The sequence below is a fragment of the Salinicoccus jeotgali genome, assembly GCF_055379195.1.
The window spans coordinates 1234129-1259583 of the sequence record NZ_AP043830.1 but is presented as its reverse complement, the minus strand read 5'-3'; the positions used below and the strand labels follow the sequence as shown (position 1 = coordinate 1259583).

The 25455-nt window shown below is 46.3% G+C and carries 25 protein-coding genes and 1 other RNA gene; 2 read left to right on the top strand and 24 right to left on the bottom strand.

The window, feature by feature from the left end; translation table 11 throughout:
- The 6 genes from ACZ43I_RS06340 to ACZ43I_RS06315 form a co-directional block, all read right to left on the bottom strand.
- Complete coding sequence (locus ACZ43I_RS06340; protein ID WP_344703018.1) at positions 1-3360, bottom strand: dynamin family protein; 3360 nt, start codon at positions 3358-3360, stop codon at positions 1-3.
- On the bottom strand, positions 3361-4491 hold the full coding sequence (locus tag ACZ43I_RS06335; protein ID WP_344703016.1) for a THUMP domain-containing class I SAM-dependent RNA methyltransferase: 1131 nt from the start codon (positions 4489-4491) through the stop codon (positions 3361-3363).
- Between the two features lie 89 nt (positions 4492-4580).
- Positions 4581-4959, bottom strand: an RNA gene (gene rnpB / locus ACZ43I_RS06330) — RNase P RNA component class B.
- Between the two features lie 12 nt (positions 4960-4971).
- Positions 4972-5298, bottom strand: a complete 327-nt coding sequence (gpsB, locus tag ACZ43I_RS06325) for a cell division regulator GpsB (RefSeq protein WP_344703014.1) — start codon at positions 5296-5298, stop codon at positions 4972-4974.
- A gap of 4 nt (positions 5299-5302) precedes the next feature.
- Positions 5303-5842: an SLOG family protein gene (locus ACZ43I_RS06320; protein WP_344703012.1), complete on the bottom strand. Its 540-nt coding sequence runs from the start codon at positions 5840-5842 to the stop codon at positions 5303-5305.
- On the bottom strand, positions 5830-6168 hold the full coding sequence (locus tag ACZ43I_RS06315) for a hypothetical protein (protein ID WP_344703010.1): 339 nt from the start codon (positions 6166-6168) through the stop codon (positions 5830-5832). Before ACZ43I_RS06315 ends, ACZ43I_RS06320 begins: the two co-directional genes overlap by 13 nt.
- 87 nt (positions 6169-6255) lie before the next feature.
- On the opposite strand from ACZ43I_RS06315, the gene recU reads away from it, so the two are divergent.
- Both recU and ACZ43I_RS06305 read left to right on the top strand, forming a co-directional pair.
- Positions 6256-6873, top strand: coding sequence for a Holliday junction resolvase RecU (gene recU, locus ACZ43I_RS06310; RefSeq protein WP_425568373.1), 618 nt, complete (start codon positions 6256-6258; stop codon positions 6871-6873).
- A gap of 2 nt (positions 6874-6875) precedes the next feature.
- Complete coding sequence (locus ACZ43I_RS06305; protein ID WP_344703006.1) at positions 6876-9293, top strand: transglycosylase domain-containing protein; 2418 nt, start codon at positions 6876-6878, stop codon at positions 9291-9293.
- A gap of 25 nt (positions 9294-9318) precedes the next feature.
- Here the strand turns inward: ACZ43I_RS06305 and ACZ43I_RS06300 are convergent, their stop codons facing one another.
- The 18 genes from ACZ43I_RS06300 to ACZ43I_RS06215 all read right to left on the bottom strand — a co-directional run bounded on the left by ACZ43I_RS06300 (position 9319) and on the right by ACZ43I_RS06215 (position 25454).
- Complete coding sequence (locus tag ACZ43I_RS06300; protein ID WP_344703004.1) at positions 9319-9603, bottom strand: YpoC family protein; 285 nt, start codon at positions 9601-9603, stop codon at positions 9319-9321.
- On the bottom strand, positions 9600-10256 hold the full coding sequence (gene nth, locus ACZ43I_RS06295) for an endonuclease III (RefSeq protein ID WP_344703002.1): 657 nt from the start codon (positions 10254-10256) through the stop codon (positions 9600-9602). Before nth ends, ACZ43I_RS06300 begins: the two co-directional genes overlap by 4 nt.
- Positions 10249-10863: a DnaD domain-containing protein gene (locus tag ACZ43I_RS06290; RefSeq protein ID WP_344703000.1), complete on the bottom strand. Its 615-nt coding sequence runs from the start codon at positions 10861-10863 to the stop codon at positions 10249-10251. Before ACZ43I_RS06290 ends, nth begins: the two co-directional genes overlap by 8 nt.
- Positions 10864-10908: 45 nt before the next feature.
- Positions 10909-12198 carry an asparagine--tRNA ligase gene (asnS, locus tag ACZ43I_RS06285; protein ID WP_344702998.1) on the bottom strand — a complete coding sequence of 430 codons (1290 nt, stop codon included), beginning with the start codon at positions 12196-12198 and terminating at the stop codon, positions 10909-10911.
- A gap of 1 nt (position 12199) precedes the next feature.
- Positions 12200-13387, bottom strand: coding sequence for a pyridoxal phosphate-dependent aminotransferase (locus ACZ43I_RS06280; protein WP_344702996.1), 1188 nt, complete (start codon positions 13385-13387; stop codon positions 12200-12202).
- A 30-nt stretch (positions 13388-13417) separates the two neighbouring features.
- On the bottom strand, positions 13418-15931 hold the full coding sequence (locus ACZ43I_RS06275) for a helicase C-terminal domain-containing protein (RefSeq protein ID WP_344702994.1): 2514 nt from the start codon (positions 15929-15931) through the stop codon (positions 13418-13420).
- Between the two features lie 18 nt (positions 15932-15949).
- Positions 15950-16912, bottom strand: a complete 963-nt coding sequence (locus ACZ43I_RS06270) for a biotin--[acetyl-CoA-carboxylase] ligase (RefSeq protein WP_344702992.1) — start codon at positions 16910-16912, stop codon at positions 15950-15952.
- The gene (locus ACZ43I_RS06265; RefSeq protein ID WP_344702990.1) at positions 16869-18080 is read right to left on the bottom strand and encodes a CCA tRNA nucleotidyltransferase; all 1212 of its coding nucleotides are present in this window, start codon (positions 18078-18080) and stop codon (positions 16869-16871) included. The genes ACZ43I_RS06270 and ACZ43I_RS06265 overlap by 44 nt, the downstream gene beginning before the upstream one ends.
- On the bottom strand, positions 18073-19218 hold the full coding sequence (gene bshA / locus ACZ43I_RS06260; protein ID WP_344702988.1) for an N-acetyl-alpha-D-glucosaminyl L-malate synthase BshA: 1146 nt from the start codon (positions 19216-19218) through the stop codon (positions 18073-18075). The genes ACZ43I_RS06265 and bshA overlap by 8 nt, the downstream gene beginning before the upstream one ends.
- Before the next feature lie 4 nt (positions 19219-19222).
- Positions 19223-19600 carry a methylglyoxal synthase gene (locus ACZ43I_RS06255; RefSeq protein ID WP_344702986.1) on the bottom strand — a complete coding sequence of 126 codons (378 nt, stop codon included), beginning with the start codon at positions 19598-19600 and terminating at the stop codon, positions 19223-19225.
- Between the two features lie 140 nt (positions 19601-19740).
- Positions 19741-20457 (bottom strand): zinc metallopeptidase, encoded by a 717-nt coding sequence (locus tag ACZ43I_RS06250; RefSeq protein ID WP_344702984.1) that lies wholly within the window; start codon positions 20455-20457, stop codon positions 19741-19743.
- A gap of 42 nt (positions 20458-20499) precedes the next feature.
- Positions 20500-21075 carry a DUF1405 domain-containing protein gene (locus ACZ43I_RS06245; RefSeq protein ID WP_344702982.1) on the bottom strand — a complete coding sequence of 192 codons (576 nt, stop codon included), beginning with the start codon at positions 21073-21075 and terminating at the stop codon, positions 20500-20502.
- Positions 21076-21157: 82 nt separating this feature from the next.
- Positions 21158-21931, bottom strand: coding sequence for a menaquinol-cytochrome c reductase cytochrome b/c subunit (locus tag ACZ43I_RS06240; RefSeq protein WP_344702980.1), 774 nt, complete (start codon positions 21929-21931; stop codon positions 21158-21160).
- A 22-nt stretch (positions 21932-21953) separates the two neighbouring features.
- Positions 21954-22628, bottom strand: coding sequence for a menaquinol-cytochrome c reductase cytochrome b subunit (qcrB, locus tag ACZ43I_RS06235; RefSeq protein WP_344702978.1), 675 nt, complete (start codon positions 22626-22628; stop codon positions 21954-21956).
- Between the two features lie 16 nt (positions 22629-22644).
- Positions 22645-23148 carry a ubiquinol-cytochrome c reductase iron-sulfur subunit gene (locus ACZ43I_RS06230; RefSeq protein ID WP_344702976.1) on the bottom strand — a complete coding sequence of 168 codons (504 nt, stop codon included), beginning with the start codon at positions 23146-23148 and terminating at the stop codon, positions 22645-22647.
- Between the two features lie 140 nt (positions 23149-23288).
- Positions 23289-23723: a DUF2487 family protein gene (locus tag ACZ43I_RS06225; RefSeq protein WP_344702975.1), complete on the bottom strand. Its 435-nt coding sequence runs from the start codon at positions 23721-23723 to the stop codon at positions 23289-23291.
- Between the two features lie 11 nt (positions 23724-23734).
- Complete coding sequence (locus tag ACZ43I_RS06220; RefSeq protein WP_344702973.1) at positions 23735-24205, bottom strand: YpiB family protein; 471 nt, start codon at positions 24203-24205, stop codon at positions 23735-23737.
- A complete protein-coding gene (locus tag ACZ43I_RS06215; RefSeq protein ID WP_344702971.1) occupies positions 24183-25454 on the bottom strand; it encodes a tetratricopeptide repeat protein in 1272 nt (423 codons plus the stop codon). Before ACZ43I_RS06215 ends, ACZ43I_RS06220 begins: the two co-directional genes overlap by 23 nt.
- Position 25455: the final 1 nt, after the last annotated feature.

The window sequence follows — 25455 nt, the reverse complement described above, 5'->3', positions numbered from 1 at the left end:
TCAATCTCCTTTATGCCTTTTCAGTTGTTCGAAAAGTGCCTGGTCTTCTTCATAATCCGTTTCACTGATGTCATCAAGCGGTTCATTCAATGCTTGTGAGACAGTGTTGAGTGCATCATCCAAAACGGCGTCTTTGGCTTTCAGATACTCATCTGCCATCTGCATCAGTTCTTTTTTTAGCGTTTCGAAATCGATGGATGCGACAATCGCCTCGGACAGTTCGAGTAGGAGGCTCCTGAATGCTTTAGGCTGACTCCTCGATTTATGAAGTGCTTTTTGATGGTCCAACAGGACTTGCGGATCGATGCGTAGTTCCGGCTGTGGCCTCGGCACACGCCCGTCTTCAATACGACTGGCGATCATGGCTGCGCCCAAGTCTTCGTTGATGGTTGTCAAGGACTGCGTAAGCTCGGCATCTGCCTTGTGGTAGACTGCGTTGAAACTTGTGGCGAGTTCAAGTCCAAGGTGCTGATTGATGTCATTGGAGAGCGCCGTCAGATTGTCGGCGATGAAATTCCGTTCTTTTATGTCCCCAACCGATATCAAATATTTCAAGTAATCATAGAGTTTAAGTTTCAGCTGCTTTTCAGTATGGGAGAGGATGATGTCGATCTCCTGATGCAAGGTTTGGGCAAATTGCTGCGCACTGTAGTCAGCAAGTGTTTCAAGGAGGCGGCGCCGCAGCGTTTCAATGCGATCTTTTTCCTCATTCTGATTATGGTACCGCCGCATATTGGAAGCCACTGCTGCTTCCAGTTGATTGGCCGTTTCCCTAAGGGACTGATACTGCATGCCGATGGCATTGCTGTTGGCAATCTCGATGATTTCCGCCTTAGCCGCTTCAAACTGATCATTATGTGACGCCACTGCTTGTTTGCTTGAGACCGGAAACACTTTGTGGCTGATCTCGAGGTGATCAAGCGACTCGTGGGTATAGTCCATAACTTTTTCCAAGTCTGCCTCGGTCCGCATCAGGTCTACCGCATTGATAATGAAGATGATCGGGAAGGCGCTGCCCTTTATCGACTTTATATACTGCAGGAAGCGCTCATCAGAACGGCTGAAGACATGATTGTAGTAGGAGACGTATATGATCATATCACTGTCTGAGATGATGCGGTGCGTCTCCTCTGTATGGCGTTCGTTGATCGAGTTTATGCCTGGTGAATCGATGATGGAAAAGCGCTGTGTCAATTCATTATCGATGGACAGGTATGCTTTATGGATGAAGATAGCTTCTTCGTCTGCGCTGATCTTTTCTATAAGTGCATCCTCGGACATGCTGATTTCCTTGCCCAGATCATCCCGATGGGCGTCGTAATGCGTCAATATGCCATTTAGGAACGGAATATAAGCTTCTTTGACATTATTTTTATGGCGTTTGATCCAAGGGATGAAATCATTGATGGCTTGACCATCCTGATTGGTGATCACCTGCAGCGACTGGACGATATCCGCTTCTGTCTTATAAAGTGCCCGGGACTCGCCTTCGTTCGATATCTCAGTGATCGTGGCGGTGGTCGGATTCGGACTTGCGGTCAGCCGGGCCTGGCCCATCAATGCATTGATGAACGTCGTTTTACCGGCGCTGAAGCCACCGAAGACGCTGATGTTGACTTTACCGTCATGGATGCGTTTGAGCTTATCGTTGATTATTGCAGCGAACTCCGCATACCGCGGATGCGGTTTTAGAATCTTTAGGATATGTTCGAACGGGTCGATGTCCATATCTTGTGGTGCAGGTGCTTCATACCCCTTCGATTCGGGGCGCTCCGCTTCGGTGTGGGCGACATCACGGCTCACTGCTTCCGTCAGTTCAAGTTTTTCGGTTTCGTCGTCCAGATGGATATAGAAATGCCTGTAGTTGGCAGTGTCAAGCGACTCCTTCAAGGCAAGCAATGCCGCCAGATGTTTCGATTCATCAATCTCGTCCGAATGGTCTTCAGTCCGCGCCCCTTCAGTGGTTGCGGATAATGTGGCGGCATGGGTCAATGCAGATGCGGTGACGTCTTTTTCAATCCTGACTTTCAACTTATCCAAATAGTTCATGATGTACTGGGAAGACAGGGCGGTGATGTTTTCCTCAGACAGCAGTTCATCATTCCAAATGTATCGGAAAGGGGGCCCCTCTAGAGCGAGCGTATCAAAGAGGGCATTCACCGGGGCGTTTATTTCGGATTGGATGACGGGTTGGATCTCTTCACCGATCTTTGTGCGGTGGGACTCATATAATGATTGGTACTTCTTTTGCTTGCCAAAGAACCCCCCTGGTTTGATGTCTCCGGATAACACCTTCAAAAATTCGGTGATCGCAGACTTCACGGGGTGGGGATATAGGTAGCTGTCCTTTGCGATCGCCTTCAGTTTCTCCTGTATATGTGTCTTCAATTGGTCTGGGTTGGAGTGCAGTGCTGCAATCTTGTTCTGGTCATCTTCCTTCTCGAGATAATTGATATGGTCCTCTACAACATCCTTCTCAATACCCTCTTCAAGTCCCAGACGCTCCTGCAGAGAAGAGATCTGGTCATCCAGATAATGCAGTTGACGACTCTCGATATTGTCTACAATGCGTTCATGGTACGCCGCCTCATATGCCCCGCGGTGTGATTCGACTTGTGAGATGTGCGCAACCAGTGCTTCTACATCATTATGCGGAGAATCATAGATGGAGGTTGTAAACACTTTCTCCGGCATGATGCGCCACTGACTTAATGTCTTTTTGATGCGCGCGATAAAAGTGTCCATCGACAGTTCCTGGTCGTCATGCTTATCAATCTGATTGATGATCAGGGAGAACGGGATGTTCATTTCTGAAATCTCTTTTAGCAACCTTAAATTATGATCGCTTTCGACATGATTGTATTCGACTGTAAAAAAGATGTAGTCACTGTTCAATAGGAAGCGGTTGGCACTGTCCTCATGACTATCAGTTCTGGAATCGACACCTGGCGTATCCTGGAAGACCGTCTTTTCCTTGAATACAGGGTGGGTGACTGTCATGGAAATTGAAGCGATGTCCAAGTCGCCGGTGTTCAACTCCCTAAGCGCACTGTAGTCTTCGAGTGGAATATATCTATATTGGTCGATAAAGGCCTGGATCTCCTCCGATTCACCGATTTCCACCGATACGGTGTTGCTTGTGGTCGGCACTGGCGAAGAAGGCAAGATATCGCGGTCGAGAAGATGGTTGACCAAACTGGATTTCCCTGCAGAGAAGTGGCCGATGAATGAAAATACAAGCTGGTCCCTGTAAGTTTTCATAATGGCATGGTCAATCTGTGACACTAGAAATGCATTGTTGGACTTCAGGATCTCTTTCCGTAATTTATACAGGGTTTCAAGGATAGTGGTTCCAGACAATTATTCATTCCCCCGCTTTCCCCAATATTGGAAGTATGTGGTCTCTATATAGCCATTGAACAGTTTGCGGCGCTTCGTCGCGCGCTTCCCTACTATATGTTCGAACATTTTATTTGAAGTCAGCAGGTAGACGCTCAGTGTCGGGTCGGCAGTCATCATATCGCCAAGCCGTCTGTACATCTCTTCGACTTCTTTTGCCTCCCCGATGCGTTCGCCGTAAGGTGGATTGGTCACCAGTTGGGCATCTTCATCTTCAATCTCAAAATCATGGATGTCGGACACCAGGAATTCGATGTCATCCTGCAGGCCGACTTCGAGGGCATTATCTTTAGCGACAGATATCATCTCAGGGTCGATATCGGCGGCGATGATTTTGATGTCCCGCTCATAAAGAGCCGCCTCTTCCAACTCCATACGCATATTCTGCCAATCCGCCTCCGGGATGATATCCCATTTTTCAGCATCAAAAGTACGGTTTGAACCGGGTGCGATATTAAGCGCCATCAATGCAGCTTCAATCGCGATGGTGCCGGAACCCGCAAAGGGATCTATCAAAGTTTTCGAGCCGTCATAGTTGGCCAGTTTGAGCATGGTGGCGGCCAACGTTTCTTTGATCGGCGCCTCCCCTTGTCCCGTACGGTAGCCGCGTTTATGGAGGGCATCGCCACTTGTATCGATGGTCAGCACTGCCCGGTCTTTCAGGAGGGCGATGTCCACTTTGTATCTTGGACCGTTTTCAGGCAGCTTGCCTTTTATGTTGAATGCTTCTTTAAGATGTTCGACGATGGCTTTTTTCACGATGCGTTGTACGTCGGGTACACTGTACAGCGTCGACTTATGGGAACGGCCTGTAACCGGGAACGCAGCCGCCGGACCGAGGATGTCCGACCACGGCAATGCCTTCGTCTGTTCAAAAAGATCGTCAAAGGATGTCGTTTCAAAGTCCCCGACTATGATGCGGATGCGGTCGGCTGTGCGCATCATCAAGTTTGTCCGGATGATGGCCGCTTCATCCCCCTCAAAATAGACCCGTCCATTTTCGAGTGTCGCAGGATAGCCAAGTGCCTCTATTTCATCGGCGACGACCCTCTCTACGCCCATTGGTGTGTTTGCCAGCAGTTTGAATTGCATCTAAAAACCCTCTCTTTTTTATGTATGACCCATAATTTATAAAATAAAAGCTCCCCATTTCGTAATGGAGAGCGTGTCTAGTCCGGTGTCTCTGTAAGCCATGTTCTGTACCACCGTGCTGTCATGTGCACTAGTTACACTCGCACAGTGGTGATAATCATCTGTCTATACTACAAAGTAGTATCTCTCCGCCGGTTGAATTCCCATTGGAAAGTGCTCCTACCAAATTTGGATTGCTCACTCGAGGGGTTTACCGCGTTCCACCTTCTGCATTTCTGCAGAAGCTACGTCACTGTGGCACATTTATGACTACTGGGACCATATTCTCACTTAGGTCCTGTCGTCGCCGTCAGCCTTGAGCTGCCCTGACTTATTGTTTCGTCAAGCACGAACACTACACTCATCTCAGAAGTGTGTGAGCATGGACTTTCCTCTATGCATCAGAGTGCATAGCGATTATCCGAGACGTACCGGTTTGAATCAATTTACTTTAGACTGTCCAAACACCTTTTTCTCCAGATTGCTCAAGCGTTTGAGTATGTCGATCTGGTGGTTTTGTGTCTGGTTATCAACGGAGCGTGATTTAGTCGCTACACGGATCCTAAGTTCCTCTACTTCCTTTTTGAGGCGGACATTCTCATCTTCCAGTCTTTTGAGGCTATTATTCATGTCAGCCATCTTCTGATAGTCGCTGATCACATCATCAAGGAAACTATCTACTTCAATCGGCTTGAACCCTCTGATAGATTTTTCGAATTCTTTCTCGAATATATCTTTTGCTGAAAGCTTCAGCGTGTACTCGCTCATTGTATCACCTCTCATAAGCGGAATCTATGAAAGCATTGATTTCGTCAAATTGTATTCTTTCAATATTATACGGCCTATCTTCCTTTAGTTCAAGCATTTGATCATATATGAATCGGGTTTTTGAATCGGCCTGCTCATCATAGACGACGAGGGCCTGATCCGAATGGGCGATCAGGAATCGGTTGATCATCGGGAACATACGCGGAGATTCGTAAGGTCTGTCGAAGATGAACTGATGATGATCGCTGTTATCTAAAATCTGGTGCAACAGCAGCGCGTCATCCTCTTTGTATCGGTCGTCGAACCCGTGGAAGGGCTTCAGCACAGAATATTTGAATGTATATTCCTCTTTCAGCTCGATCATCGCCAAGGCGGCATAGAACTCGATGCCGGTGTACCCTTGGATGATGAACCATTCGGTGCCGTTATCGATGTATTCCTTCAATTTGAATTTCATGAAGTCTTTAAGCACCTGGGCTTCAGGCTGTGACGATTTGAATATACCAAGCTCATAAGGCCTGTAGCCGGCGATCAGTGTCCGCATCCGAATAACGCCTCCCTTTCGGCGTGGGCCAGCCACATGTTGAGGAATTTGTATTTCTCGCGGTAGACTTTCTTACTGAAGCGCCGCATATGGCAAGCCATCAGGAGTTCCATGAATTCCTCTTCGGCTTTTTTACGGGTGGCAGCGTTGAAGCGGAAGTCCGTCTTCATGTTCCTTATGGACATTACTGTTTCTTCGTTTCCTTTAAGGAATGGTTCGATCTCCTCATCGAAGTCGAATTCATATCCTGCCCTGGCCTTCTCGTACCTCCGGGCAACTTCATCAAGCAATGCGCGCAGTTCGGAAAAAGAGGGGTTTCTTGACAAAAATGCTGCACCTCCTATAATTATCAATGTTTAAGTCAGCGTAAATATTGTATAATGATATATCATCATACACAATAACGAAAGGTGATGGGCATGAAGTACCCTAAAGGCACGAAGCCCCGGCACAACAATCCTGCTTCCCGGAAGAAGTCGAGAAGCGGGACGGTCCGCTACGGATCGCGGGGAATGACGCTGGAAAAAGATCTTGACCATACCAATCAATTCTACCTGGAGACGGGACGGGCCGTCATACACAAGAAACCGACGCCCGTGCAGATCGTCAATGTGGACTACCCGTCAAGAAACAGGGCCAAGATCGATGAAGCCTACTTTAAAGTACCGTCGACAAGCGACTACAATGGCATATATCGAGGGAAATATATAGACTTTGAAGCGAAGGAAACGCACAACGAGTCCCGTTTCCCCTTCATCAACATACATGAACACCAGGTTGACCATATGACACGGTGCCATAGGCATGGCGGCTTAGTCTTTATCATCCTCCGCTTTTCATTCTATGGGGAGACGTATATGATGCCCTTTGAAAAGTTCCTGCCGTTTTGGGATGCTTATAAAGATGGTGGCAGAAAATCAATCAGATATCAAGACATCAAGGATGAGAGCATCCTGCTTAAGCAGGCCATAAACCCGCGCATCCAATATTTGGACGCTGTAGATGAATTCTATTTCGAGAATGGAGAATGACAATGGCACAAAATTATAAGAGAAGTTCTGGAAAGCCACAGAAGAAAGGTGGAAAACGCTCCAGGTCATCAATGATCAAACGCATAGTTTTATGGCTCCTGCTCATCGGCCTGGTCATGCTGGTTGTCGGGTCCTTCCTGTTCGCCTACTATGCATCGAAAGCCCCCGCCTTCAGCGAGGAGAAGCTGAAAGACCCGATACCTGCTAAAATATACGATAAGGACGATGAATTGGTCACGAAATTGTTTGAAGGCCAAAAGCGGGAACTGCTGGACATCGACAATACGCCGGAATACGTCACCGACGCTGTGCTGTCGGTTGAGGACGACCGTTTCTATGAGCATGGGGCTGTGGACTTCCGGAGACTCGGCGCAGCGGTGCTCAACAACGTTACGGATGGTTTCGGCAGTCAGGGAGCGAGTACAATCACGCAGCAAGTCGTCAAACGGGTCTTTCTGACCGAAGAGAAGACCATCGCCCGAAAGGCACAGGAAGCGTATCTCGCCTATCGCCTGGAACAGGAATATTCGAAGGACGAGATACTCGAGATGTACTTGAATAAAATCTACTACTCGGATGGGATATACGGCATCAGGACAGCTTCAAAATACTATTTCGACAAAGAGCTTGATGAATTGAACCTGGCGGAAACAGCCTACCTTGCCGGATTGCCGCAGCTGCCCAACCGGTATAATCTATATGTAGATGGCGAATCGGGAACCAACCGGGCCCACACTGTACTGAATCTCATGCTGCATCATGAACGCATCACCGAAGAGCAGTACAATGAAGCGATTAATACTGACATCACAGCAAATCTTGTGAACCGTTCAGAAGAAGAGCGTGCCTCGAGCGAGCCGGAAGATCCTGAATACGCCTCATATATAAATATGGTCAAGCAGGAACTTCAGACGAATGATAAATTCAAAGATATGGAGCTTGGTGAAGCGCTGGCAAGCGGTCTGTCGATCTACACGAATATGGACAGTGATGTCCAAGCAGAGCTTCAGACTATGGTCAATGACAGAGATTATTATTATAATGAAAAATTCAAAAGCGAGCACTTCAATATTGCTTCCACTATACTGGACACGGAGACGGGTAACCTGGTCGCCGTCTCCGGCGGACGCGATTACCGTGAAGTCGTCATGCACAACCAGGCATTGGTCAAAAAGAACGTGGGGTCCACAATGAAGCCTTTCCTCTCCTACGGCCCTGCCATAGAACATATGAAGTGGCGGACGGATCACCTCATTGAAGATGAAATGGAATACCAACCTGATGGCTTCAGCAATACAATCAGCAACTATGATATGAAGGATCACGGGGAGGTTACGATGAGGGATGCCTTGAGGCAGAGCTTCAATATCCCGGCAGTCAAGACTTTTGAGGCCGTAAAGGAAGAAGCGGGAGAGAATGCACCCGAAAAATTTGCGGAAAATGTCGGACTTGAGTACAGCACTGAGGACGAAGACGATCTGTCATTGACGTTCAATGATGTGCTCGGGGGCGGTGACCATTCACAGTTCAGTCCACTGGAAATGGCCCAAGCCTACGCTTCTTTCGGCAACGGCGGAACATACAATGAAGCGCAGTCAATCCGCTACGTCGTCACCGATGAAGGCGAAACCATAGAGTTTGAGAGCGAATCCGAAAAGGCGATGGAAGATTATACAGCCTACATGATGACGGATATGCTAAAAGGCACTTTCGAACCTTACGGCAGTGCAGACTTCATTCCAATGAATGGCCTGAATATAGCCGCCAAAACAGGAACCACTTCCTACTCGAAAGAATTGAGGGAAGAAAATAACCTGCCCGACAATGCAGCGAAAGATGCCTGGATTGTAGGATACACACCTGAGTACACGATGAGTGTGTGGACCGGGTTCAACAAAACCCTTGAAAATGGTGAGGCGTCATTCGTCGGTCAGGATGAGCACATTACGCCGCAATGGTTCTTCAGGGATATCATGCAGTCGATCAGCACCTATAATGGACAAGATTTCGCAAGGCCTGATAGCGTTGTCCAGGTGAACGGCAATGAACTCGCCGTTCGGGGCAATGAAGGACTTCAGTCTACAGAATCCGGCAGAAGACAACAACAGAACACTGAAACCGAGAAAACAGTAGAAGAACCAAGTCAGGTCATTACAGAAAGTGAAGAAGAACCAAGCACGCAGGAAAATACTACTGAACCATCAACACAGGAAGAGACTACCGAAGAGCCAACTGAGGAAACGACTTCTGAACCGGTCCAGGAAGAAACAACTGAAGAGCCGACCCAGGAAGAAGCCACTGAAGAGCGGACAGAAGAACCGACTTCTGAACCGACTGAGGAGCAGACGGAAGAAGCGGCGCCTTCTGTTGAAGAACCAGTGGAGGAACAGACGGAAGAAGAGACAGATGAAGCGGCATAAAAAATAAGCACCCCAGCTGGGGTGCTTATTTTTTGTTTCTCCTGACGCAATAGGAGGCGTGCTTTTTAACGAATTCCGTATAAATCAAATTCAACTGGACGATGCTGTGGTATTTATAGGGGTTGGCTTTTATATAAGAAATCCTGTCGCAGTAATTAAGGGGGAGGACTTCTGGGTGATCGTCTGCTTCTAGTTCCGATAAGTGCTTTTGGATATGATCGGTGACGAGTGAATAGTATTTGTCGTAAAGGTCATGGTCAGGCTGATGGGCATTTTTGATGAGTGAACCGTAGACTGCCTCGATCGTCACAGTAGCCCTGCCTTCTTCATCCGTTTTTGCCCTTCCCTACAATCGTCGAGAAGCGGACACGCTTCACACTTCGGGTTTCTCGCGGTGCAGTGGTATCTGCCGAAGAAGATCATCTGATGATGGGTCCTACTCCATCTATCTTCAGGGACTTTCTTCATGAGGGTCTGTTCCACCTCAAGCACAGAGTCTTTATACCGTGCAATGCCCAATCGCTTGGATACACGTTCGACATGCGTGTCCACCGCAATTCTCGGGACGCCGAATGCCACTGAAATTACAACATTTGCGGTTTTTCGGCCGACTCCAGCAAGGCTGACCAGATCATCGTAATTATCAGGAATTATTCCGTCAAAACGCTCAATGACATCTTTGCTTAATTTTTGGATGTTTTTGGCTTTATTTCGAAACAGGCCGATTGATCTGATGTCCTGTTCCAGCTCAGCCTGCTCGACCGCAATAAAATCCTCGGGTCCTTTATATTTCTTAAAGAGCTCACGAGTCACCTTATTGACGAGGTTATCTGTACATTGTGCAGAAAGGAGTACGGCTATAGTCAGTTCAAACGGGTTCTTATGGACGAGTTCACACTCGGCATCTGGGAACATGGCGTCAATCTTATCTATCATTTCTATGGTTTTTTTCCGGCTAATCAAAGACATCTTCTCCTTCCAACCAAGATCTGAGGGGCATATGGGTGCTGGTTTGAGGTGACTTCTTGCTTCTCGGCTGACTGAGGATGCGCTCGACATACTGAAGGGATGTCACTTGATTCTGATAGGCAAGATCGACAGCTTCTTTTATTGACTCAGCACTATTTGCTGGGTCTTCAAGCCAGCTGTTGATCCTTTCGAATTCATTCGGGCTGATGACACGGCCATACAGTGCTTCAATATATTCGAATAACGAGCGTATTTCCGAAGGATCCGGCTCTGCTGCTTTTTCCTCGATGAACTGTGGAAGTTTCCTGAACAGTGGTTCGAGCGAGAAATGTTCGACATACCGGCCTTCATCTTTGACTGTTTCGACCTCAAGCAGTCCGTTTTCGATCAGATGTTGGATGACATCCGAAACTTCTCCAAATGATATCGTCATCCCTTCAGAAAGGTGTTTGAAGTCAGGCAGTTCTGCTGACTTCTGACGAATATCAGACAGTCTTATGACGATGATCAATGATTTCTCATCCAACCCGAGTTTAGAGTAATTGTCGAGTAGAATTTTATTGACCGGCACATTCATATACTGTATATAATCTGCAAGCATGATAAAAGCTCCTTATAAAAATATCGCCTTGCGGCGATATTGGTTTTATGGGTAGAGGCGGTTGAGCAGGCGTGGGAATGGTGCTGTTTCCCTGACATGCTGTACACCACTCAGCCAGGCAACAGTACGCTCGAGGCCGAGTCCGAAGCCGGAATGCGGCACGCTGCCGTACTTCCTCAATTCAAGATACCATTCATAGGCATCAAGGTTGAGTCCGCTTTCTTCTATCCTTTGTTTTAATGTGTCATAGTCATGGATTCTTTCACTGCCTCCAATGACTTCTCCATACCCTTCCGGTGCAATCAGATCGGCACATAGGACGGTACGTGGATCCTCGGGATTCTCTTCCATATAGAATGATTTTATCTCTTTTGGATAGTTGATTATGAAGACGGGTTTATCGAAGTGGTTGGCGATTTCGGTTTCATGTGGCGCTCCGAAGTCATCCCCCCACTCTATATCTTCAAAACCTTTTTCCTTCAACAATTCTATCGCATCAGTATAAGTGATGCGCGGAAACGGCGCTTTGATCCTCTCAAGCGCTGCTGTATCACGGTCAAGCCGTTCAAGGTCGAGCTTGCAGTGTTCCAGAACTTGCGTAACCAAGTATTCTACATACTGTTCCTGAACTTCGAGGCTGTCCTCATGCTTATAGAATGCCATTTCCGGTTCGATCATCCAGAACTCTATAAGGTGTCGCCTTGTCTTCGATTTTTCGGCACGGAATGTAGGTCCGAAAGAGAACACTTTTCCATGTGCCATTGCTGCCGCTTCTGCATATAGTTGGCCACTTTGTGAGAGGTAGGCATCTTCATCGAAATATTTCGTATGGAACAGCTCTGTCGTACCTTCCGGTGAACTGCTTGTCAGTATCGGCGGATCGATCTTTTTGTAGCCGTTGTCGAAGAAATAGTCATAAGTGCTCTTGATGATCTGGTTGCGGATGTTCATGACGGCGTGCTGCTTCTTCGAACGCAGCCACAGATGCCTGTTGTCCATAAGGAATTCAGCGCCGTGATTTTTCGGTGTGATCGGATATCCATGGGACTCATGGATGATTTCAATGCCCTCGACTTCCATCTCATATCCAAACGAAGAGCGGTCATCAGCTTTGATGGTGCCGGTAATATACATGGAGGTTTCCTGGTTGAGGCCCTTGGCGGTTTCGAACAGACTTTCGTCATTTTCTTTTACTACGATGCCTTGCATGAAACCTGTCCCGTCTCTAAGTTGCAGGAACTGAATCTTGCCGCTCCCTCTTTTCTGGAGCAGCCAGCATCCTATCGTTACTTTCTGTCCTTCATGTTTTGGTGCCTGGTTAATTGAAATCTTCATGTCAAACTCCTTTTGCATGTTGTGCTATGAATTTTTTGATGCGTTCAAGCGCTTTTTCCATATCTTCTGCGCTCAATGAATAGCTCAGGCGGATGTTGTCGGGTGAACCGAAACCGGACCCCGGCACTACAGCCACATGTTGCTCTTCAAGCAGTTGTGCGACGAAGTCATCGACACTATCGAATCCGCATTTAACAGCACACTCCTTGAAATTCGGGAAGAGGTAGAACGCGCCTTCTGGTTTTATGCAAGTTATATACGGCAGCTCCATCAATTTACTGTACGCTTTATCCCGGCGTTCCCGGAAAGTATTGTTGTATTCGACCAGATACGATTCTTCCATTTCGTAAGCCGCCACCGCAGCCCATTGTGAGGGTGTGGCAGGGTTTGATGTCGAATGGGTCGTCAAGTCAGTCATGGCCTTCATGAGGTCACGATCGCCACAAGCGTAGCCGATGCGCCATCCGGTCATCGCATGGGATTTGCTGACACCATTTACGATGATGGTGTTCTGCTTCATCTTATCGCTCATCGAGGCGATCGAGATGTGTACATTATCGTAGACGAGTTTTTCGTATATTTCATCAGCCACTACGATTATATCCGTCTCTTCGAGATAATCTGCAAGTGCCTGGAGTTCGTCTTCTGTATAGACCATGCCACTTGGGTTGCTTGGTGAGTTGAGGAGCAGCATGCGTGTACGGTCGGTCACGTGGCGCTGAAGTATTTCCGGCGTCATTTTAAAGGACGTGGATTCATCTGTATGCATGATGACTGGCTTACCTTCAGCCAGTTTGACCTGTTCAGTGTAACTTACCCAGTAAGGGGTCGGTATCAGGACTTCATCCCCTGGATTCAAGGTCGCCTGGAAGATGTTGTAGAGGACATGCTTTGCACCGCTTCCAACGAAAATCTCTGAAGTGTCGTATTGCAGGTCATGGTCCATTTTCATCTTTTTTGAAATGGCTTCTTTAAGCTCTGGAACACCAGAGGCAGCGGTGTATTTGGTATGGCCTTCTTTTAGCGCCTGATAGGTTTTCTCGATGATCTCATCTGGTGTATTGAAGTCAGGTTCTCCTGCTCCAAGGCTGATGACATCAACGCCCTGGGCTTTCAGTTCTCTTGATTTGGCTGTGATGGCCAATGTCTGGCTTGGTGTGATGTTCTTTATTTTTTTAGAGAGTTGCATCGTCTGTCTCCTTTAATAGTGTTATATCCATTATAAGTCACGAAGCAAAGCTTTGAAAGACTCAGTGTTTCCTTCTATGACGTTTTCGTCAGGGAAGTATTTCAGAAAGGCATTTTTATACCTTCTGCTGAGCAGCCGTTTATCGAACAGGAACAGAAGCCCCTTGTCAGATGGTTTGCGATGGATGCGCCCTGCTATTTGACGGAATTGAAAAACAGCTTCCGGCAGATCATTTTTATAGAAATGCCTGAAGTCCGGCTGTTTTGGCACGGGGAACGGTAATTTTGTCAGCATTAGGCTCTTCAGTCCATCCCCCTCTATATTGATGCCTTCGTTGAAACTGGAAGTGCCAAGCAAAATGCTGCGTTCCAACTGATTGAATTGGGCCAATAACTTGTCGCTGGCCATTCCTCTCGTCTGCCTAAGTATGACGAAGCTTTCGAATGTTTCGATGGCTTCCATGTATTCATATACCTTATCAAGCAGTTCATAATTGGAGAATAGAATCATTAGTTTTTGATCCGTTTCACTCAAATAGACGGCCATGTATTCCACGATTGACGAGATGAAGGCATCGTCATTGATATTGTAGTCCGGCACATCTTCAGGAATGAAGAGCTTCGTGCTGTTGAACAGGGAATCATTCGCAAAAACTTTGGTGCGGGGCTCATGCTCTCCGAACCAATAATCAAGGTGGCTGAAGCCGCCGTTCACCTCGAGGGTCCCTGAGAGCAGGATGGATGCCGAGTCGCGCACCACCCTCTCTTTGATGGTCTCCATATCATCAAGCTGTATATGGATTTTTATCTTTTGGAAATTAACGTCAACATCAAGAGAAAAGCGCTCATTTTGAAGCCCTTCGTATATCTGTTTAAGCACCATAGCATAATGGTGCATATGGTTATAGATTGCCTGGTAGTCGCCTGTGTCCCTGACGATGCCAAGGAATGTCGAGGCATGTCTTGAGCCTGTCTCAAGATGTGCCATAAGCTGGTTTCTATTGCCGGCCGAGATGGCGCTGAAGATATTATCGATATTATGGTTGATGCGTTTTAATATATCCTCCAGCATTTCGGCATCCGCCGCAACATTCTGTTCAAGGTAGGTAGAGAGTAATCTATCCTGATTGGTGGTGCCTATCTGTCCAATGAAGAACTTCATGTCCTGATAGCCATAGGAGACCTTCAGACGCTCATCGAGCGCGCGCTTCAGCTGATGGGCCTCATCGATGACAAGCACTTCTAAATCCTGTAGGTATTCAGCACAGTCTGTAAGGAAATAATGGTTGGTCACTATCAAAGTCGACTCTTCGGCACGTTTTAGGGCACGGTTGAAGAAAATCTCCCCGAGTGTCCCGGATTGGATCGACGCAGTCCGGTAGTAGGATTTTTCAGGTCCCCTTAAATGTATTTCCGCTATATCCCCTGTTTCAGTTTCCAAAAGCCATACGAGCAATTTCATCTTCAACTGTATGATTTCTGTATTATCATCTTCAGCGGAGAGCAGAAGTTCTACGGCATCGAGATCAATGTAATTATCTTTTCCCTTCAAGCTGGCTGTCGGTATATCTTTGCCAAGCGCCGCCTGCAGCGATGCCAATTCATCTTTGATGATCTGGTTCTGCAGAATCTTCTTCGACGTGGATATCAACACCCGTTTTCCATACAACGAATGATAGCTTACGGCTGCAATAAGAAAAGCGATGGTTTTCCCAATACCAGTATACGCTTCCACCGCGAGGTTTTCAGATCGTTCCATCGCTTCGAATATTTCTTTCGCAAGATGCAGCTGGTCCGCCCTGAAGTCTTTATGTGACCAGCGTATGTAGGCATTATATATTTCGTCTACTGACTTGGGAATAGCGTCTGCCGTCTTCGTTTTGACTCTGCGGATATAGAAGGTGCCATACCGCTCGAGATGGGTCGTCTTTGATGATGTAGACTCTGCTGCTACAGAAAAGATCAGATCTGAAAGGTTAAATTTCAGGGGTTTGGATAAATGATACAAAAGCTTCAATGTTTCTGTATCAAGTGCAGTGATTTTAGTGAGCAGATGGATAAGCAGTCGTGCGGTTGCCCGCGCATCTTCATCAGCCCTATGAGCGTTTGACAGTTCAAGATCCAATACCTGCGCAATTTCATTGAGCTGAAAGCGCTCAAGCGTGGGCAGGAAGATTTTGGAAAGTTCAACAGTGTCGAGAAGATATAATGGTTGGAAGGAAATGCCACAGGACTTGAAGGCTACTTCAAGAAACCCGTAGTCGAATTCCACATTATGTGCTGTGAAAACGCAGCCTTCAAGTATGTTCGCGATGTGCTTTGCAACCTGTTTAAACTTTGGCGCACCTTCAAGCATCCCGCTGTCAATCCCCGTCAAATCTTGGATGAAAGGAGAGAGCGTGACTTCATCCGACAGGAATGTAGTATACTGATCGACTATCTTCAAGTTTTCAACTATTACAATACCTACTTGTATAATGCTGTCCCTATTCCGATTGTTGCCTGTTGTTTCAAGGTCTACAACCGCAAATTTCTGATGTTGCATCTTATCACCGATTCCCCACTATAATTCTATATCTGCACTGATTACTTTTCTGAGCCGACCATTTTCATCCACCACTTCAAGGAAGCCATCCTCATTTATGTCAAGTGCCCTAGCCATGTATGAATCTCCGGTCTCGCTGATTTTTAAGTATTTGTCGAATATTATCGACTTGGCCTTCCATTCGTCCCTGATGGCAGTGAATGAATGCTTGAGGAACAGATCATAATAGTGTTCCAGGTTTTTAAAGAGAGTCTTAATGAAAACATCTGTATCCAGACTTTCCCCTTCAGCCATCTCCGCTTCGATGGAAGTTGCCTTTGGCAAGGAAGACAAAGCCGCGTCTTTGAATATATTGATGCCGATGCCGCATACCACAGCATTGACGGCATTTCCTTCACTCACTACTTCCGTCAAGAATCCGCATACTTTCTTATTATTGATATATATATCATTTGGCCATTTTATGCCGCTCGGTAAATTAAAAGTTTCATCAATGGACCTGGAGATGGCCAACGATATGAACAAATTGAACCGGATGATGTCCGTTAACGGCACGTCCGGTCTCAATACGAGTGAGATGTAGAGCCCCCGCTGTTTAGGGGAGGCCCAGTCACGATTGAATCGGCCACGCCCCTTCGTCTGCTCCTCTGAAACCACGACAAATGCACTGTCATAGATATCGAGCATCTTAAAAGCGATATTCTGCGTCGAGTCGACCGTCTGCAGATATTCGATGTGCCCGAACACTTCAGAGTGCTCCACCAGAACTTCCAAGGCGGTCTGATTTATGTAGCCAGGTGGAGCAATCAACCGATGACCTTTATTCGGGACAGAAGTAATCTGATAGCCTTCGGCTTTTAGCGCTTTAATGCTTTTCCATACTGAAGTTCTGGATATGCCAAGCTGATTCGCCATCGACTGGCCCGAAATGTATTCATCACTCTTCAATAATCTTAATATGTCCTGTTTCGATTTCGACATGGGCGCCCATCCATTTCATGATTTCATTCTTGTCATTCTTTAAATTGCCACGTAGAATCTCTTCTTCAAGCGCCTCCATGATTGTGCGGATCCACTTGCCGCCAGGCAGATTAAAATAAGCCATAAGTTGTTTGCCATCGATGGCAATATCTTTTTGTGAATGTATCGGCAAATCCGATTTAACCCCTATCGCGGCAGTTATATTCTGCACCTTCAGCGGTGAGGAGAAAAAAGGATTGGCACCCATCATGGAGGAAGCGACAGATAGTATTCTATCAGAAAAATTATATGCAAGCATCAAGTAATCTTTTCGTTCAGCATGCTCCGACAATTTTAATATCTGGTTGATTTCATTTTTCATCTCGTTGGAAAGTTTCAAAGTATTGAGCGCATCATATAAATCTCCATCCAGCCAAATCTGCAGTGCAATCTCTTCCAATAATGATCCTGGCCGTGTTTTGAGGAACGATGTTTCGCACACAAGCTTGAAGAAAGGGAGATGCGCTGTAATTCCAGTTTTGATAAGGACGTGTTTTGCTTTTATATTATCCTGCCCAGCATACAGTTTTACAAGTTCTGCTACTGTTCGCTCTACAGCCACATGTTCAAGGTATTGGGCGCTCTTGGTCATGGCGTTCTGTGTGGCTGATTCGACATCAAACTGAAGCTGGGAAGAGAAGCGTGCCGCCCGCAACATCCTGAGGGCATCTTCACCGAATCGTTCCCTTGGGCATCCGACAGTCCGGATGATTCCACCTGCTATATCGGCTTTGCCTGAATAGGGGTCCAAAATCTTGAAATCTTCATCCATGGCCATCGCATTCATCGTAAAATCCCTGCGCTCCAAGTCCGTATAAAGGTGATTGGTGAAAGAAACGCGGTCCGGCCTGCGGAAATCACTGTAGCCTTCTTCTGTGCGGTACGTCGTGACTTCAAAAGAGACACCTGAAATCCTTACGATGACCGTGCCATGTTCCTTACCTACGTCGATCGTCTGCGGGAATAATGATTCTGTCTGATCTGGAAGAGCGTTGGTTGTGATATCTACATCATTTACCGTGCGTCCCATATGGTAATCCCGTACGCAGCCTCCAACAAAGTATCCCTCAAACCCGTTAGATTTCAATGTCTTCAATATTTCTCCACCTAAAGTAAATAACTCATGCATTGTCTGCATCTCCTAACAGATCTCCATAAAGCTTCTCGTACTGACTGACGATGACATTTGAGTGGAATCTTGATGCAATATCCGACAACATATTCTCTTGCATTTCCTTATATAAGGAAGGGTCTTTCGCCAGTTGCATGATATGTTCTCCAGCACTTCTGTAGTCCCCCACCTCAACTAGAAATCCAGTGTCTTCATTTCTGATCACTTCACTGATTCCACCGGCCACACTGCCGATAGGGACCGCGCCGCAGTTCATCGCTTCGAGCAAGGCTAATCCGAAGCTTTCCTTCTCACTCAACAACAAGAAGATGTCGCTCATCAGATAGAATGATCGTACATCCGTCTGCTGGCCAGCGAAGATGACATGGTCCTTTAGCCCCAGTGACTTTACCAGCCTTTTGACACTGTTCATTTCGGGACCATCACCCACCAGTATCAGCACCCCATCGAGTGCTTCATGCACAGTATGGAAGGCCCGCACTATATCATCGATGCGCTTGATCTTCCTGAAATTTGAGGTGTGCATCAATACGACAGTGTCTTCATCTATACTGAAACGATCCTTCATCTTCTGCTTAGTCATCATGCGCTGTTCAACATTAAAATAATTTTCATCGACGAAATTATGTACAGTGCGGATCTCTTTCTCCGTCTCTATCACAGCTTTCGTCTGTTCCTTTAAGCTCTCGGAAACTGCCGTAACAGCATCAGAGCCGTTTATGCCAAAACGGATGGCGCTTACTAACGACATATCGTAGCCGAGCACCGTGATGTCCGTACCGTGGAGAGTGGTTACAACCGGCACCTCCCGTCCAGCCATCTGCCTTGCCAGTATGCCACATACGGCGTGGGGCACTGCGTAATGCATGTGGATGATGTCCAGGTTGTGCTCAAGAATCACTTCAGAAATTTTACTTGCGATGGTTATGTCATATGGTGGATAGCGGAAAACGCTGTAATCATTGATGTCCGTCTGGTGAATATAGATGTTGGGATGGCTTGTGCTTAGACGGAACGGTACGTTGGAAGTTATAAAATGGACCTCATGCCCCCGCTCTGCCATCTGCATACCAAGTTCGGTGGCGATGATTCCGCTGCCCCCCACACTTGGATAACATGTAATGCCAATTTTCATAGTGTTACTCCCTTTCCGTGCGTGTCAGATGGTACAAGACTGCTTCCGCAGTGCCCTCATTGGTTGCTAGAGGCACGTCATAGACATCGGATAACCTGAGCAGGGCGGTAACATCCGGTTCGTGCGGTTGGGCAGTGAGTGGATCCCTGAAAAAGATGATACAGTCTATGGCTTTATTCGCGACCATAGCACCTATCTCCTGGTCGCCCCCTAGGGGACCGGATTTACAGCGGTTGACCGGCAAACCTGTATGCTCAATGATGCGTCCTCCGGTAGTCCCTGTCGCAAAGAGCTCTTGATTTTTGAAGAAATCCAAGTGGATGTCCATAAAACGTAAGAGGTCATCCTTTTTCTTATCATGTGCAATCAATGCAATCTTCATGTTCATCATCCTTTTCTGATCATTCAATGATCGATATTCAAAAGAGTATATATTGTCGAGTTTACTTCATATCATCATTATTTTACCAGAGTTCAAGACAAATAAAAAAGGAACCCTCCAAAAGGGTTCCAGAAAAACTATCAATTGCTTCCACGTGCAATGAGGATGAACCGGACCAGTTCTGCCACAGCGACAGCAGTCGCGGCGACATAAGTCATGGCCGCTGCATTCAAGACCTTCTTGGCATGACGGTATTCCTTCTCATTGACGATATTCAAAGTCTCTATCTGGTTCATGGCGCGTTTTGAAGCATCGAATTCGACCGGTAGCGTGACCACCTGGAAGAGTACTGCAAAAGCCATAAGTGCGATACCGCCCCATAGGAGCATTTCACCCAGTCCACCACCTGCATTGCTTTGTGCATAGGTGATGAGCATTCCTGCAATGATGAGGAAGTACGAGAAATTACTGCCAATTTGTGCGAGTGGGAACAGTGCGGAGCGGAAGTTCAGGAAAGCATATCCTGTTGCATGTTGGATTGCGTGCCCCACTTCGTGCGCTGCTACCGCGGTTCCGGCAACACTAGGCGTATCATAGTTGTGGGGGGATAGAACTAGTTTTTTATTCTTGGGATCGTAGTAGTCGCTCAGAAATCCTTTGCCTCTTTCAACGGACACGTCGTAGATGCCATTTTCCTTCAAAATTTCCTCTGCGACTTCACGTCCTGTCAGGCCGCTGGTTGATCGCACACGGGAATACTTATTGAATGTGGATTTTACATTCATTTGTGCGAGCATTGGAACAACCATAAGGATTACAAAATATAGAATGATATACACGTGTATTCCAACCTCCATTATTTTTACATACTTTATTTTACTTCAAATTTCAGTATCCCGTCAATCAGAACGCCTTTCTACCAGTTGATGTAGCAGCACCAGCACCAACACACTCAGCCAGAACGAAAAATACCCGATATGATCCTGGTATTGGACGAGATTACCATATACGGGGTACTGATCATAGACATAATCCACCACGTCATTATGGAACAGCCATATTGCAGTGATATAGAAATGACTTTGTTTTATTTCAAGATGTGGCAGGAATAGGAACGCCTGTATAGCCATTATGCTGTGGCTTGCTATAAGCATAAGTCCTATCCACGAAACAAAACCTGTTTCTATGAAAGTCAGGAAGTTCATCACCACTGCCCATACGCCGTATTTTATAAGCGTGGTAAAGGCAAGCGCATCCATCAGCCCCCATCTTTTGCCAAGGAGAATCAGCACGATAACTATGCATAGGAAAAGCGTGGCCGTCGGACTATCCGGGACGAAAGGCATGAAGTACCATTCGGTTGAACCCAACTGTCCCCTATACCACCAATACCCATACAAAGTCCCGAGTATATTTGAAATGAGCAGGAGCAATAAAAAAGCCCTGTTGTACATTAGGTCCAGTAGCTTATACATATAAACATTCCCTTATTAAAAAAAGCCCTATTCCTAGGGCTTTTTGACTTATCGATCTGTAGCGTGACGCTCCCAGAAGAACTTATTCGTCTTCTGAAGTTTCTTCAAGGTTTGCTACAAATTCTGAGATTTGCTTTATTTCATCGTCTGAAAGTTGATCTTTGAATGCTGGCATATCCCCTGAGCCGTTCTCTACGAATGCCTGTACAGTTTCAGGAGCGAGATCGGCTTCAACCAGGTTTGGACCTGAAGCACCGGTCAGCTCACCGCCGTGGCAACTTGTACAGTTCGTTTTGATGAGGTTCTGGTAGACAGGGTCTTCAGTATCCAAGTTGGAGAATACGATCTCCCCTTGCTGATTCTGTGTCTCCCAGTCGTGGTATGCCACTGATTCCCATGTAGTATAGAAAATAATCGCAAAAGAAATCAGCATCATTGCAGAAGCGACTGGACGTTTTGACCAGAGGCGTTCTTTATTGTTGTCAAGCCATGGTGCAAGAAGCAATGCACCTACACCAAGCCCCGGAATGACGATTGCGCCGATGATGTTGAACGGGCCGGATGCGTATGAGTATTTGAGTATCTGATAAAGGAACAGGAAATACCAGTCAGGTAACGGTATATAACCAGTGTCGGTAGGATCTGCTATACGCTCAAGCGGCGCAGGATCGGCCACTGTCAAACATAGGAACCCTATAAGGAAAACCGAACCAGTCACCCATTCTTTCAGAAGGAAATCAGGATAGAATTCTTCCGTGCGACCAGGAAATTCTGAATAGTCGCGATTTAGTTTTGGCTTTTCATACTTTTGTATTCTGGAATCGCCGACAAAAGTCAGCCCTTTTCCACGTTTCATATCAATTTACCTCCCTTGATTCCTATAGTGGTCCTGAGATGCCTTGTCTACGTATCATGATGAAGTGGATAGCCATCAGTACAAATAGAGCAGCAGGCAGGAAGAATACATGGATGGCAAAGAAACGTGTCAATGTCTGGGCACCGATGATCTGTTCATCACCAGCAAGCAACGTCTTAATCCATTCACCGACGAACGGTACACTCTCTGCAATTTCCAAACCTACTTTTGTGGCAAACAATGCTTTCATATCCCATGGCAGCAGGTAGCCTGTGAACGCCAGCCCAAGCATGACGAGGAACAGCAGTACACCAACGACCCAGTTGAGTTCACGTGGTGCTTTATACGATCCGGTAAAGAATACCCTGAGCGTATGTAGGAATATCATCACTACGACCAGACTTGCGCCCCAGTGGTGCATCCCTCTTACTATAAGTCCTGCAGCAACATCATGTTGCAGATAGTAGACGGAATTCCAAGCATTGACGATGTCCGGGACATAGTACATTGTCAGGAACATGCCCGACAATATTTGAATAACAGTGATGAAGAATGTTAACCCGCCGAAACAATAGACGAATGCTGAGAAGTGGTAGGCAGGGTTAACGTGTTCCGGCACTTCATGGTCAGCGACATCCCTCCATATAGGAGTGATGTCCATGCGATCGTCTATCCAATCATAGATTCTATTAAGCACATTATTCCCTCCTATATTAATTCACCAGTTCGTTAGGCTTCAATTCGCCTATTGTAATAAAACCATCGGACTTGCCGACTTCATACTGATCCAATGGTCCTCTTGGAGGAGTACCCGGAACATTCTTACCATTTTTCTCGTAAAGTCCATTATGGCATGGACAGAAGAAACGATTCGGGTTTGCATCATCACCCGCCCAGGTCACTGTACAACCGAGGTGCTTACATACCGGTGATAACGCTATGAGCTTATCTCCGTCCTTATACACCCAGGCGAAGTCAGTCACTTCACTCTTATACCAGCCATCCTGCTGCTCAAAGGAAAAGTCGACCTTCGTAGGCTCTTCAGTGATCTCATCGACTTTGATGCTCGTTGTGATCATAGCACCTTCTGCTTCACCTTGGAACAATGGATCGACGGCAAATCTTCCCATAGGTAGTATTATGCCGGCAGCCATGAATGAACCGACCCCCATCAGGGAATAGTTCAGAAATTGGCGTCTTGTTACTTTTTGCGACATTCGTATTTCCCCCCTCAAACGCGCGTTCTTTTACATATTAATATAACTAGGACAGTTCAATTTTAGCCTATTAGATGAGGCCGGTCAATAACGTATATCAAGTTTTGACAACGGCCTAAAGCATAATGGTGTAAAAACACCTATTTTTTATTGTTCCATACCGCAATGATTTGTTTCATCGTATCTTTGACCTCATCATCGATGAGGCTCATCTTCATATCTGCAGACATATCCTCCAAGGGGATGTGGTTCAATTGTATGCCATGTGTTCCTTCTACCTGAGGCACATTATGGGAAAGAATGATGATTTTCTTGAAGCCATAGTTGCGGAGCTGCTCAGAATAGTCCTCTACAACAGCCGTGATGCCATTGACGGTAACGACTGCAGGTGTGATGAAGAGTCTGCCTTTGAACTGTTTCTCAAGATGAACAGTGATCATCTGCATCATTTCCATATCGCTTGCGTGCATTTTAGGATCTTCGTTCATATCCCCATACGCAAAGGGAATGACAGCCGTATCCACAAATTCAATTTCATCTTTGAGCACATTGAGATCTTGATGGTTATAAAGCATCAGGTGCCCTCCTATCGGTTTGTTTTCTGCAAGTAATCGGTCAATTTTATGAAACGGTCGTGGTCTTTCCTGTCTAGGGCCTCATCAATCTGACTTAGCACGGCAGTACGGCTGAGGGCCATCAACTCTTCGTCCAGAGAGGATTCAAGTTCCTTTATTTGTTCATAACGGTTATCCTCATATCCTAACCTGAAAGTAAGCAGTAAAGGCTCGTCCTGATTCATATTCAATTCATGGAATATTACTTCACCATCTACAGTGATCGTATTCCCCTTCTCAAGCATGAGCGTTGGACCTTGTCCTGATGAAGCGACTTTAAGGTGACGTTCTATCTCCTGGTCATCTTGAAAGTGGATGTTACTTGAGATATCTGGATGCGATTTGATGAAGTTTAAGATCCATACCGCAATACGGTCATCAAAATCATAATTATATAAAATATAGTCAATGAAGTCTTTTCTATATTTCATCGTATTCGTCATCCAACCTCTCCTTTTCAAACTGCCATTCGACATTGTCAGGTTCAATCAACCTGAGTTTATCCAATACTTCCATTCTTGAAGGATGCCTGATCTCTGTCAGGTAACCATAATAATCCGTGTAGAATTCCAGCGAGTCTCCGATGAGCATTGCGGCTTCCTGATATAGCGATAAAGCATCATCGTCATTTTCATTTTCCTGTTGGATCTTGGCCAACAGATACAGACTTTCTCCAGACAACGCATGGATATCGAGATGCGAGGTATAGGCCCCTATTTCATCTGTCCTTGATGATTTCAATAAGGTTTCAAAAAGCATCAGGTAGGCATCATCATAATCTTCATCGAGTGCTATTGCACGACTGAAGTTTGTGATAGCTTCGTCAGACTCTCCACTCCTGAAATGCAGACGGCCCAAATGGAAGAAGAAGAGCGCATCCGTATCATCTTCCAGAATATATCTTTTAAGCAGATCTTTAGCCGCTTCGAGATCATGTTCCGTTTCATATATGTTCATCAGTAGAATATAGGAGTTGACGAAGTAAGGTTCGTTCTCGATGACCTTACCGAGTAGTTGTTTGGCAGATTCATATGATTGGAGCTGATAGTTGAGCAATGCCTTGCGGTAAAGGTCGTCATTGGTGTATTTGGACTCGTCTACAGCCTCAAAATAGTCTTTGGCGGACTCGAGCTCAAGTTGATTCATATGAAGTTCTGCCAAGCGTAGATTAAGTTCGATACCATTCACTTCATTGATATCATTTGCGGTGAGCATTTCATAGAAGCGGATCGCTTCCGGGAATTGTCCATCCTGATAGTGGATTTCTGCCAAACCGAAATCCAGTATCGGGTCATCAGAAAGCATTTTAGCTTCGTGAAGCGATTTGACGGCTACGTCATTCATGTTGAGCTGCTGGAATATTTCAGCTTTCAATATAAGGATAGCAGGCGTCTTCTCAGCGCTGTTCACCAAGCTCAAAGCCTCATCCAGTCGGCCGTCAGTTATCATGATGTCTATAAGGTAAGACAACACTTCATCATCATGCCCAACATGCGCGTTCAAATGGGTGAATACGGTCTCCCCTTCTTTATGGAGACCTAATGACATGAGGGCATCGCCAAGTATGAATAAGGCTTCCAGGTCTTCCTCTTCCGTCAGCTTGGGAACTTCAGCCAATACCTCATTCAATTTTGATTCCGGGTGTTCCCCTTTCCTCAAAAGGTCAACTACTTCATAAATCTGATTTTGCATA

What these genes read in the sequence shown, in the direction of transcription:
- ACZ43I_RS06230 (WP_344702976.1), bottom strand. Translation starts at nt 23,148, where the DNA reads ATGTCGCAAAAAGTAACAAGACGCCAATTTCTGAACTATTCCCTGATG.
- ACZ43I_RS06270 (WP_344702992.1), bottom strand. Translation starts at nt 16,912, where the DNA reads ATGTCGAAATCGAAACAGGACATATTAAGATTATTGAAGAGTGATGAA.
- bshA (WP_344702988.1), bottom strand. Translation starts at nt 19,218, where the DNA reads ATGAAAATTGGCATTACATGTTATCCAAGTGTGGGGGGCAGCGGAATC.
- gpsB (WP_344703014.1), bottom strand. Translation starts at nt 5,298, where the DNA reads ATGAGCGAGTACACGCTGAAGCTTTCAGCAAAAGATATATTCGAGAAA.
- ACZ43I_RS06245 (WP_344702982.1), bottom strand. Translation starts at nt 21,075, where the DNA reads ATGTATAAGCTACTGGACCTAATGTACAACAGGGCTTTTTTATTGCTC.
- ACZ43I_RS06250 (WP_344702984.1), bottom strand. Translation starts at nt 20,457, where the DNA reads ATGGAGGTTGGAATACACGTGTATATCATTCTATATTTTGTAATCCTT.
- ACZ43I_RS06320 (WP_344703012.1), bottom strand. Translation starts at nt 5,842, where the DNA reads ATGCGGACACTGATCGCCGGCTACAGGCCTTATGAGCTTGGTATATTC.
- ACZ43I_RS06220 (WP_344702973.1), bottom strand. Translation starts at nt 24,205, where the DNA reads ATGACGAATACGATGAAATATAGAAAAGACTTCATTGACTATATTTTA.
- ACZ43I_RS06225 (WP_344702975.1), bottom strand. Translation starts at nt 23,723, where the DNA reads ATGCTTTATAACCATCAAGATCTCAATGTGCTCAAAGATGAAATTGAA.
- ACZ43I_RS06265 (WP_344702990.1), bottom strand. Translation starts at nt 18,080, where the DNA reads ATGCATGAGTTATTTACTTTAGGTGGAGAAATATTGAAGACATTGAAA.
- asnS (WP_344702998.1), bottom strand. Translation starts at nt 12,198, where the DNA reads ATGAAGATTTCAATTAACCAGGCACCAAAACATGAAGGACAGAAAGTA.
- ACZ43I_RS06215 (WP_344702971.1), bottom strand. Translation starts at nt 25,454, where the DNA reads ATGCAAAATCAGATTTATGAAGTAGTTGACCTTTTGAGGAAAGGGGAA.
- ACZ43I_RS06305 (WP_344703006.1), top strand. Translation starts at nt 6,876, where the DNA reads ATGGCACAAAATTATAAGAGAAGTTCTGGAAAGCCACAGAAGAAAGGT.
- ACZ43I_RS06255 (WP_344702986.1), bottom strand. Translation starts at nt 19,600, where the DNA reads ATGAAGATTGCATTGATTGCACATGATAAGAAAAAGGATGACCTCTTA.
- ACZ43I_RS06280 (WP_344702996.1), bottom strand. Translation starts at nt 13,387, where the DNA reads ATGCAACTCTCTAAAAAAATAAAGAACATCACACCAAGCCAGACATTG.
- ACZ43I_RS06240 (WP_344702980.1), bottom strand. Translation starts at nt 21,931, where the DNA reads ATGAAACGTGGAAAAGGGCTGACTTTTGTCGGCGATTCCAGAATACAA.
- ACZ43I_RS06290 (WP_344703000.1), bottom strand. Translation starts at nt 10,863, where the DNA reads ATGCTTGCAGATTATATACAGTATATGAATGTGCCGGTCAATAAAATT.
- recU (WP_425568373.1), top strand. Translation starts at nt 6,256, where the DNA reads ATGGGCATGAAGTACCCTAAAGGCACGAAGCCCCGGCACAACAATCCT.
- ACZ43I_RS06335 (WP_344703016.1), bottom strand. Translation starts at nt 4,491, where the DNA reads ATGCAATTCAAACTGCTGGCAAACACACCAATGGGCGTAGAGAGGGTC.
- ACZ43I_RS06275 (WP_344702994.1), bottom strand. Translation starts at nt 15,931, where the DNA reads ATGCAACATCAGAAATTTGCGGTTGTAGACCTTGAAACAACAGGCAAC.